This window comes from Campylobacter concisus (genome assembly GCF_902460535.1).
Classification (GTDB): Bacteria; Campylobacterota; Campylobacteria; order Campylobacterales; family Campylobacteraceae; genus Campylobacter_A; species Campylobacter_A concisus_AS.
This window is the reverse complement of the sequence record NZ_CABPTV010000004.1, coordinates 360,091-370,081: the sequence shown is the minus strand read 5'-3', so window position 1 is coordinate 370,081 and position 9,991 is coordinate 360,091. Positions and strand designations below refer to the sequence as shown.

Here is a 9,991-nt window from a genome sequence, read left to right as displayed (position 1 = left end):
ATATTATTCTACGAATAAAAAATGAATAAAAATTTTAAAAAAATACTAAAAACTAAAAATTTTAAAACACACAAGAAGTTATATTTTTAATGTAAATTTAAAAATTGGAATCTAAAAATTATTTAAAGCAAACAACTTTATTTTTTCCAGCATTTTTAGCATCATAAACTGATTTATCAGCAGCTTTTAAAATTTTTTCCTTTGCCGCGATCTTGTCATTTACCGTAACAACTCCGATGCTTGCAGATCCGATCCAGCAAGCATTTTTAAATTCGATACGTATTTTATTTATTTTTTTATGAATTTTTGTAGCTATTTTTAATGCACCATCAGCATCGGTGCTAGGGCATATTACTAAAAATTCATCTCCACCTATACGGCATATTATATCATCAGTGCGTAGATTAAATTTAAGAACATTTGAAAATTCCACAAGCACAACATCGCCAGCATCGTGTCCAAAAGTATCATTAATGGTTTTGAAATTATCAAGATCGAACATTATGATCGTAAATGGAACTTTACTTTCAGTGTATTTTTGCAAACAGTCTTCAAGCTCATAACTCATTCTACGACGATTTGCAAGTGCTGTTAATTGGTCGGTCATAGCTAAAATTTCTAATTTTTTATTGCTCTCAAGCAACTCTTCTGTGCGCTGTTTAACTTTTTCTTCAAGTGAATTTTTAAGCATCAAAAGTTCTTCATTATATTTCATCAAAACACCAAAAACACCATTAAAAGATTTAACTAAAGTATCAAGCTGCTCGTGATTTACTCCACTAACTTCTTCATATGCCTGTTCTGAAGTATAGCCTGATTTTATAAGTCGCATTTGAGCGGATAAATTTTTATCTATGCCAAGTATATGAAAGGTTAGCCATTGCACCAAAAAGTCAAGTAGTTCCTTTGCCTCAACCTTTATATTATTTGAATTTAAATTTTTATATTTTGATGTAACTTCTTTGATAAAAACTCTGTGAGCTTTGAGATGTTCTTTGGCGTGTCTTGCATCAACGCCTGCCTCCAGCATCAACCCTTCTTCGTTTGAAAAGTGATATTTTTGAATAGCTAACCAGTTCTTCAAAAAGGGGTGAGACATCACGTAAAGTAGTATTTTGTGCAGCAAGTTTATTTCCTAAAGAGTTGATTATTTCAACCAAATATCTATGTTCCGAATCAACTTGTTTAATATTTGTTTCAAATTCTCTTCCCCAAGCAAATACAACTTGTTGTGCCATTTTTTGCTCCTTGCATAGCCAACTCAATTGCGTTTTATTTTATTTTAATATAACTTATATATAAATAAATTTTTGCTAACAAGGAGGTTAATTTATTCTTTGAATATAAATTTATATTTAAACCAAAATTTCTCTCTGACCTTTTGCGTTTACAGGGCTTAAAACGCCCATTTTCTCCATTTGTTCGATTATATTTGCAGCTTTGTTGTAGCCTATTTTTAGGCGTCTTTGTAGGTAGCTGATAGATGTTTTTTGCTCACTTAAGATGATCTCTTTTGCCTCTTCATAAAGCTCATCAAGCTCATCTTCGCCTAGCACGCCAGCAGCCGAGCCTGCGCTAGAGCCCTCCTCTGCTAGAAATTTCTCGTCATAGATCACGTCTTGTTGCTCTTTTAAGAAATTTACGATCGTCTCGATCTCTTTTTCACTAGCAAATGGTGCGTGCAGCCTGATCACTCCAGGGCTTCCAGGAGGCGTAAATAGCATATCTCCTCGCCCTAGCAAGCTCTCAGCTCCCATTTGATCAAGGATGACCTTACTATCGATCCTCTGCCCCACTCTATAGCTTATCCTACTTGGTAAATTTGCCTTTATAAGACCAGTCACGACATCGACACTTGGGCGCTGGGTCGCTACTATCAAGTGTATGCCACTAGCCCTTGCCATCTGCGCTAGACGGCCTATATAAAGCTCCACGTCCTTGCCGCTAGTCATCATAAGATCGGCTAGCTCATCGATGATCACGACGATGTATGGAAACTGCTCGCCACCTTCACTCTTCATCTTTTCGTTGTAGCTCTCAATGTTTTTTGTGCGAGTTTGGCTCATTATCTTATATCTTCGCTCCATCTCAGCGACCATGTTTGAAAGCGCAGTGATCGCCTTTTTCGCCTCAGTGATAACCGGTGTCAAAAGGTGTGGAATGTCGTTATATATGCTAAATTCAAGCATCTTTGGATCTATCATCATTAGGCGCAAAGTTTGTGGGCTATTTCTATAAAGCAAACTTAAAAGCATCGCGTTTATACCCACACTTTTGCCAGATCCTGTTGTGCCAGCGATCAGCAAATGTGGAAGCTTTTTAAGGTCAGTCACAAAAGGAGCACCCACGATATCCTTGCCAAGGGCCATGGTTAGCGGGCTACTCGCATTTTTAAAGACTTCGCTTTCTAAAATTTCTTTTAGATAGATCGTCTCTAAATTTTGATTTGGCACTTCGATGCCAACGACATCTTTACCAGGGATCGGCGCTTGGATACGGATCGTTTGCGCCTTTAGCGCCATCGCTAGGTCATCTTGTAAAGTGAGAATTTTACTAACCTTGATGTGTGGGGCTGGGCGAAATTCAAATGTCGTGACGATAGGGCCAGTGTAGGTTCGCACCACGTCGCCATCTATCTTAAATTTACGCAGTTTGTCGAGTAAATTTGAAATTTGCTGATCGATCTCGGCTTCATTTATATTGTGCGAGCGCTTTGGAGGGTCGTTTAGAAATTTAAGCGGTGGCAAGACAAAGTCTTTTGGCTTTTCGACCTTGCCACGCTCTATCTGATCAAGAAGTTTTTTGTTTTCAGCCACTTCGTTTAAAATTTCAACCCCGCTTATAGTAGCAGGTCTGCTCTCTTGTGCCGGCTCCATCTCTTGCTCAGTTTCTGGCTCACTCTCTAAATTTGGCTCATCATCATTTAGCACCTGAGCATCTATAAGCTCTTCTTCTTTTATCTCTTCGGCTTTTGGCTTTTTGCGCTCTATCTTTGGTATCTGCCTTGCCCTTACCTCTTTTACGCCTCTGCTTTTTTCTTCATAGCCATTTGGCTCTTTATCTACAAAAGCCTTTCTTAAAACAATGACAAAATTTTCTCTAAAAGCAAGTCCAAGTGAGATGATAAATATCATAAGTATTGCAACCGCGGTGCCGATAGCGCCGATGACTTCTTTTAGAGCTGAAACTATAAAGCCACCTATCACGCCGCTATTTGCTCCAGAAGTGGTTAGCGCTTGAAACATCAAAAATGCGATAAAAAATAGAAAAATCCCAACTACAAACTGGGCAAAATCAAAGTCAAATTTCTTAAAATTTTTATATACAAAATAGCCTAAAACGATAAGTAAAAATGGATAAACATAGGCTATAAGGCCAAAATACTTGATATTAAAAACACCAAGACTTTGTCCAAGCAAGCCTACAAAATCAGCAGTCGGAGCAGCCGTAGCGATGCCAAAATATACAAAAAAACAAACAAAAATAGTAAATAATATATGTCTTAAAATTTTAGATCCTTTTGTTAAAAAGGCTTATTATAGCACGCTTGAGTTTAATTTTTAAAAAATCAGCAAGCTAGGCCTGCTGATTTATCATTTTAGTTTAGGTAGTTTAGCAAGCTTAATTGATTTATCTTAGCGCTTGCTTGAAGTGTCGCTTGATATGAGAGTGAAAGCTGCGTAAATTTAAGATATGACTCTGCATAGTCTGCGTCTATAACGTCATTTTTAACAGTTAGCACATTTACTTTCATGACCTCTGCACGCTGATTTGTAGCAGTTAGTAGCTTTGTTTGAGAGCCTATCTTTGTAAGCTCTTTATTTGCATGATCTACCAAGTGATCTAGCCTTTTTAAAGCGCCTTGCATGCCTGTATTTCGTGGGTCGTGATTGTTAGCGTCTGCTCTATAATAGCCATTTCTAACGGCAAATATCATATCATCAAGGTCTTGAAAGACACTTGTGCTTGGCTCATCGATAGTTAAAGCATTGTTTTCGTTAAAGCTAAATACTGAGCCCTTTCCTTGAGCATGACCAGCAATACCAGTGCTATCTCCGTCAAATTTATCTCCATTTTTAGCATCATACATAGTAAGCTCTATATTTGTGACAGATTTTGTCTTGTCAGTTAGCACCATCCTGCCCTTATCGTCTAAATTTACCTCTACTGCGCCTCTAGTCTTTGACAAAGCCTCTTTATAGGCGTTATAGTTTTGATCTCTTCTTACCTTTTCGACATCTGTATCAAAGTTTGCATTTTCTGCGTGCTGAGGATTTGGGATATTATCGCTTGCAGCCATTGCTACGATGTCCATTAGCTGGCGATATGTAAAGTCGCTTGCATAGGTTCTGTAACTACCAAATTCATCTGAGTTATAAACTGTTAAAGTTCTAGTTGGAGATACCGCGCCAGCAGCTGTTGTTGATTTTATATCAAATTGCACAGGAGAGTCCGTGCCACCTGCTTCGCCCATTTTTACTGTGATGTCGTATCTTGTGCCGGTTATTGATTTTACTTGCACGCCTATCTCTTGGCGATCTATGTTGTAAAGCTCCCTCTTTCTAGCATCGACATCTCTTGGGTATAAATTTCTATTGTAGCTCTCTTTTGTGCCTGAAACCTCGCTTAGCTTTGTCTGATCGGTTGCAAACTCACCCGTTCTTCTAGCTACTTGAGGTAAATTTGCGATTAGCTCATTGTCCTTTCGCTCAAATCTAACCTTGTCATAGTCAAATGCGTTTGTTAAATTTCCATCTTTATCAAGATATTTGCTCTTTGTAAATTCAGTTATATGAACCGTTTTTGGCACAGTATCTGCCATATCTTCAAGTGCCTTTAAGGAATTTACATTATTAAGCGTCGTATTTGGAGCTATCGCACCACGATTTGCTGCCACAGAAGTAGCTGCAACCATGTGAAAGTCTATCGTTTGATTGCCCTTTGTGAGGTCTTTTATGTTAAATTGTCCGTCGTTATTTATGCTCACATCGACAACTTTTGTCGTCTTTGTGTTGCCAAATTCCATACCGATCTTCTCCATCAAACCAGCCATTGACGTATCGGCACTCATCTTAAATTTACTCGTAAATGTCGTGCCATCAGGCTTTTTGCCCTGCATGAAAAAGTATGTGTCAGGGAATTTTACATTTGAAGTATCCAAAAAGTCATAATCTGGCTCGATCGTGCCTTTATAAGAGCCATCGCTGCCAACAACTGAGTCTCTAGCGTAGTTTAGACCGATCATATTTTTTATCTTGCTATTTTCGTCAAGATATTTTGGCGCATAAGCGATGTCGGTTCTAGTTTGATCGGCTAGCATCACGTTTGTTGTTAAAATTTTGTTGTAGTCGCCATCTTTTCCTAAAAATAGATCAAATCCCGGGATGTTGTAAGGTAGCTCAACCTGCGCACCAGCTGAAGTTTTCATATAGTCGCGGTTGCCTTGATATTTGCCTGAGCCATCTATCGGCTTAGTATCCACAGCACTTCCTGAGAATAAAAACTGCCCATTTATAGAGGTATTTGCGATATTTACAAGGTGGTTTTTGATGCCTTGAAGGTCGTTTGCTAAAGCTTCAAGAGAGGTTGTGCTATGCACGTCGCTGGCTGCTTGAACGACTTTAGTTTTAAAATTTTCAAGCTGTTTTTCAAATTCTTTCAGTGCATTGTCTGTGTTTTTTGCAAAATTTACTGACTTACCAGTAGCATCTGCCACTTGAGTGAGAGTGGTCGCTTCATAATCAAGCCTCATAGCATCGTTATAAACCGCAGCACCGTCGTATGGATCTTGGATTTTAAGTCCGTTTGAGAGCTGCTGATAGCTTTTATTTACGCCAACCATATTTTTTTGATAGTCGTGCAAAGTCTGACTAAAACGTAGTTGATTTGTAATTCTCATAATTTTTCCCTAAATTTTTATTCACTCTAAGCAAGAATAATTCCGCTTTGTAATATATCGGTGAAAATTTGATTTTTTTTAGTGCGAAAAAGTTTTATTGTATAATCTGCCAAAATTTACATATATAAAAATAGGAAAGAAAATGGCATTAAAAATCCTCTTCTCACCAAGCGAAAGCAAAATTTCTCTAAACACAAGTGATAAATTTGATGGTAAAAATTTGATCTTTCCCAAGCTTTTTAGCAAAAGGGCTGAAATTTTAAATAGATATGATGACTTTTTAAAAAGTGCAAATTTAGACGAGATAAAAAAGCTTTTTGGGCTAAAAGAGCTTGAGGAAAGCGAGCAACTGCGAGAAAGTCTATCTAAAAAAGGCAGTATAAAAGCTATCTTAAGATATGACGGCGTTGCCTACAAGCACCTAAACTACCGCGGACTAAGCGATGATGCTCAAAAATATATAGATAATAATGTTTTGATATTTTCAAATTTATTTGGGCCAATTTTAGCAAAAGATGAGATAGCTGAGTACAAACTAAAACAAGGCGAAAAGTTAGCCGGCTTTGATATTTCAAAATTTTATGAGCAAAATTTTAGCAAGGCGGTCGATAGCTTTTTAGAAAATGATGAAATTTTAGATCTTAGGGCTAAATTTTATGAGAAATTTTATGTGATAAAAAAAGAATTTACGACATTTTGTTTCTTGAAAAACAAAAAGATACTAAGCCACCATGCAAAAGCCTATAGAGGTGAGGTTTTGCGCCAGATCGCAAATGCTAAAGTGACAAACAAAGATGAACTAATGGCTCTAAATTTTGAAAATTTAAAACTTGTGGATATGAAAAAGATAGGGCTAAAAAACGAGCTTACGTTTGAAATTTGTGAGTGAGAGTTCAAAATTTGGTCTTTTTTACTAAAAAAATGCAAAAAAAGAGCTAAATTTAGGGAAAAAGTATTGTATTTTTTTTTAAAAGAGTGTAGAATTGCCCCATAACTTCTTAAAAGGATGGTTCATGAAAAAAGCTGAATTTATTCAAGCGGTTGCCGACAAGGCTGGTCTTTCAAAAAAAGATACTCTAAAAGTTGTTGATGCTACTTTGGAGACAATCCAAGCGGTTCTTGAAAAAGGCGATACAATTAGCTTTATAGGCTTTGGTACTTTCGGTACTGCTGACAGAGCTGCAAGGAAAGCTAGAGTTCCTGGAACTAAGAAAGTAATCGACGTTCCTGCTAGCAAAGCAGTCAAATTCAAAGTTGGCAAAAAACTTAAAGAAGCAGTTGCTGCTGGTGCTGCTAAAAAAGGTAAAAAGAAATAATTTTCTTTTTCGGGGAGCAACTCTCCCCTTTTTCTTTCTTCTCACAAATTTAAAATTTCAATCTTAACTTAGCCCGAGTGGTGAAACTGGTAGACGCGTCAGACTCAAAATCTGATAAGGGCAACCTTGTGTCGGTTCGAGTCCGACCTCGGGCACCATTATACAATATCTTAAAAAATCCAAATACATGTAACGATATATAGTTATAAGTAATTATTTTTTACTGAATAACAACGGAGCATGAAATACCAATTTTCTCTGGAACACCTTTTTGCTTTAAACATAAAAGAAGCTAGGCGGTTATGCCATGAATGATATTAGCATCTTAAGCACAAATGTAAATTCATATACTAAGCAACAACACAAGCAAGATAGATCTATAAATTTTAGTGATATTTTTAACGAAAAAACCAAAGAAAAGATTAGCGAACCAAGCCAAGAACCTGCTAAATTTACTTATACCACTTCTTCGCAAAATAGCCTCATCTCTTTAAATTTCAGTGATCTTCAAGCTTATGGCTACACAGTGGATAAAGCTGGCTTTATGGGAGCTGACTTTAACAAAGCTGCAGGCTTGCCACAGGACTTTAAAATCCATAAAAGCACGCTTGATGAGCTTAGTAGATTTGCCGAACGTAACCATGTGCTAAATCGCATCAAAAGCAAAGACGAGCAGATAAAGATCTTTGATAACATCGATATGGCTGACACCATAAAGCACTACTACAGACTATTTGACCAAATGACCTCTGCCTTAGGTGATGATAAAAAGAGCTACACCCTTGCAGATATAGGCAAACTACCAAAAGGCTACAGCACAAAAGGCACTCACTATGATGCCAAAGGACATTTGCTAAAAGATCTATCAAACTCCACTATCTCAAATATCTACTCTAGCACTGATGAGCTAAATAGCGCCAAAACTCTTAGTAAAGAGCTTTCAAGTGCAGGCGTTAGGCTCATAGTAAAAGAGGTTGATTTTACGATGAGCGAGGCAGGTGACGAGTTTAGTTTTAATCCTGATATCTCTTTTTATAAGTCGGATGAAGGTTATAGCAAAGAGGCTCTTTTCATGGGATTTTTACGTAGTTCTAGACCGCTACCAAGTGATAGTGCAAAGACTAAGCTTAGCAGTGCTGCACTAAATGATATCTCAAGCACTGGAGAGCATAAAGAGTACTTTGTGGATTTTGAAAAAGTGGGTAAGGACAATGAGAGTATCAAAGCACTCATAAAAGAAAGACTTAAAGAGCTAACGCTTTTAATGTATGCAAGATCAAAGAACATTAACGCAGAGAGTGTCACTTCAAACGAATATGAGAAATTTAAGCCAACTAGCGAAGATATAAATTCTCTAGCAAATTCTTGGAGTGAAAGGATAAGTTCTATTAGCAATACTTTTTTGTAGAGAGAAGTCATATATAAACTAAATTGTTGAAAGGTCGATTTAAACAAAGAGAGATTTTACTCAAATAAATTTTTTGAGAAGTCACTAGGTAGTTTAAAACTTACTAAGGATAGTAAAATGCAAATTTCTAGCTCGCCGTATCCTTATCTGTCTAGAGAACACATAGCTAGTGAGATGGGCTTTAAATTTAACGATATAAACGAGATCCTTGATAACAATATGGGATATGGTATGAGCTTTCCTAAATACGCAAGGCTTGATAGAAAGGCTCAAGCTGCGGCTTACGATAGACATATATATCCGCTATCTGGCTTTACAAAAGGTGATGAAGCAAAAGTCACTATCATAGGAAAGCTTAGAGGCTACGATCCTGATTTTACAAGCGAGCAGTTATCAGATCTTAAAAATTTCATAAATGAAAGCAAAGGTTTATTTGTAGAATACATACAAGGTCAGCAAGCAAAACCAGACAATGATAAGCCAAAAATTTTAAGAGATACCCCATACACTGTAAATGAATTTTTAAATGAATATCGTGGCGATCGCCAGCTACTATTTATGCAAAACTCAAGGACTGTCGATCTGCTTGATAGCGATATGAGCGTTGATGAGTTTAAAGAGGAGTGGGCTAAATATGCATTAAAAGAGCGATTTAATATAACTTTATCTAGCGAAGATGCTAAAAATGCTGTCAATATACTAAAAGAGATGAATGAAAAGGGCATTCAAGATATAGAGAGCGTTGAAGAAGAAAAAGACGACACCAAAGAGAAAAAATTTACTCCTATCCAAGCTGAAAGCAAAAACACTGAAACTTATGACATTACTAAGGATGAGAAATTTTCATATTTGCTCAAGCTTCAAGAACTTGAGAGAGAACGAGGTATCGATGTGCTTCGCATTATGCAAAAACTTGAAGAAAATGGTAAAAAAGTTTTTGATAAAAAGATTTAACTTTATCTTTAGTATCTAGCACAAGCCGCTGCTAAGTTATCCTATGACAAGCTCGTTCTGCTTTATCCATCAAGCCATCTTATTTAAAATTTGCTTCTTATCTATCTTTTGCATAAGCTCTAAGACATCTATGCCTCTTTTTTCTTTGAAATTTAAAAGCTATCTTGCATAGAGAAATTTTTGATCCTTATTTATATCATAGGTCTCATACTTCTTCTTAACCTGCATAGGTTTAAATTTCTTCTCAGCCTGCTCTTTAGCAAAATTTGCATTGTATTCTTGCTCTTCTTTAATTATCTGCTTTCTTTGTTCTTCAACATCCTTTGTAGCTTTCTCTCTTGCTTTGGCAAATAATATTTTAAATTCATCTATGCTTAGGTCGGTTCTATCTAAAAGACTAAGCGACTCCTTGTT

At 36.7% G+C, this 9,991-nt stretch carries 7 protein-coding genes, 1 tRNA gene and 3 pseudogenes; 5 read left to right on the top strand and 6 right to left on the bottom strand.

Annotation, left to right across the window (positions count from 1 at the left end; translation table 11 throughout):
* Positions 1–118: 118 nt before the first annotated feature.
* From FZ945_RS05745 to flgL, 5 genes and pseudogenes are all read right to left on the bottom strand, one after another.
* The gene (locus FZ945_RS05745; RefSeq protein WP_222862615.1) at positions 119–1,084 is read right to left on the bottom strand and encodes a GGDEF domain-containing protein; all 966 of its coding nucleotides are present in this window, start codon (positions 1,082–1,084) and stop codon (positions 119–121) included.
* Entirely contained in the window at positions 1,011–1,238 is a 228-nt protein-coding gene (locus FZ945_RS05740) for a hemerythrin domain-containing protein (protein ID WP_148803141.1), read from the bottom strand. The genes FZ945_RS05745 and FZ945_RS05740 overlap by 74 nt, the downstream gene beginning before the upstream one ends.
* A gap of 117 nt (positions 1,239–1,355) precedes the next feature.
* Positions 1,356–2,819, bottom strand: a pseudogene (locus FZ945_RS05735) (DNA translocase FtsK); the annotation flags it as partial.
* A 273-nt stretch (positions 2,820–3,092) separates the two neighbouring features.
* Positions 3,093–3,455 (bottom strand): annotated as a pseudogene (locus tag FZ945_RS10625) (DNA translocase FtsK 4TM domain-containing protein); the annotation flags it as partial.
* A gap of 143 nt (positions 3,456–3,598) precedes the next feature.
* Positions 3,599–5,899 (bottom strand): flagellar hook-associated protein FlgL, encoded by a 2,301-nt coding sequence (gene flgL, locus FZ945_RS05730; RefSeq protein WP_148803137.1) that lies wholly within the window; start codon positions 5,897–5,899, stop codon positions 3,599–3,601.
* A gap of 142 nt (positions 5,900–6,041) precedes the next feature.
* Here flgL and FZ945_RS05725 point away from each other — a divergent pair, with 142 nt between their 5' ends.
* From FZ945_RS05725 to FZ945_RS05705, 5 genes are all read left to right on the top strand, one after another.
* On the top strand, positions 6,042–6,788 hold the full coding sequence (locus FZ945_RS05725) for a YaaA family protein (RefSeq protein ID WP_148803135.1): 747 nt from the start codon (positions 6,042–6,044) through the stop codon (positions 6,786–6,788).
* A gap of 124 nt (positions 6,789–6,912) precedes the next feature.
* The gene (locus FZ945_RS05720; protein WP_012001719.1) at positions 6,913–7,215 is read left to right on the top strand and encodes an HU family DNA-binding protein; all 303 of its coding nucleotides are present in this window, start codon (positions 6,913–6,915) and stop codon (positions 7,213–7,215) included.
* Positions 7,216–7,286: 71 nt separating this feature from the next.
* Positions 7,287–7,373: transfer RNA gene (locus FZ945_RS05715), tRNA-Leu, on the top strand.
* Positions 7,374–7,522: 149 nt separating this feature from the next.
* Positions 7,523–8,623, top strand: coding sequence for a Cj0814 family flagellar-dependent secreted protein (locus tag FZ945_RS05710; RefSeq protein ID WP_262367165.1), 1,101 nt, complete (start codon positions 7,523–7,525; stop codon positions 8,621–8,623).
* Between the two features lie 117 nt (positions 8,624–8,740).
* The gene (locus tag FZ945_RS05705) at positions 8,741–9,577 is read left to right on the top strand and encodes a Cj0814-related protein (protein ID WP_148803133.1); all 837 of its coding nucleotides are present in this window, start codon (positions 8,741–8,743) and stop codon (positions 9,575–9,577) included.
* A 69-nt stretch (positions 9,578–9,646) separates the two neighbouring features.
* Here the strand turns inward: FZ945_RS05705 and FZ945_RS05700 are convergent.
* Positions 9,647–9,991 (bottom strand): annotated as a pseudogene (locus FZ945_RS05700) (Cj0814-related protein); the annotation flags it as partial.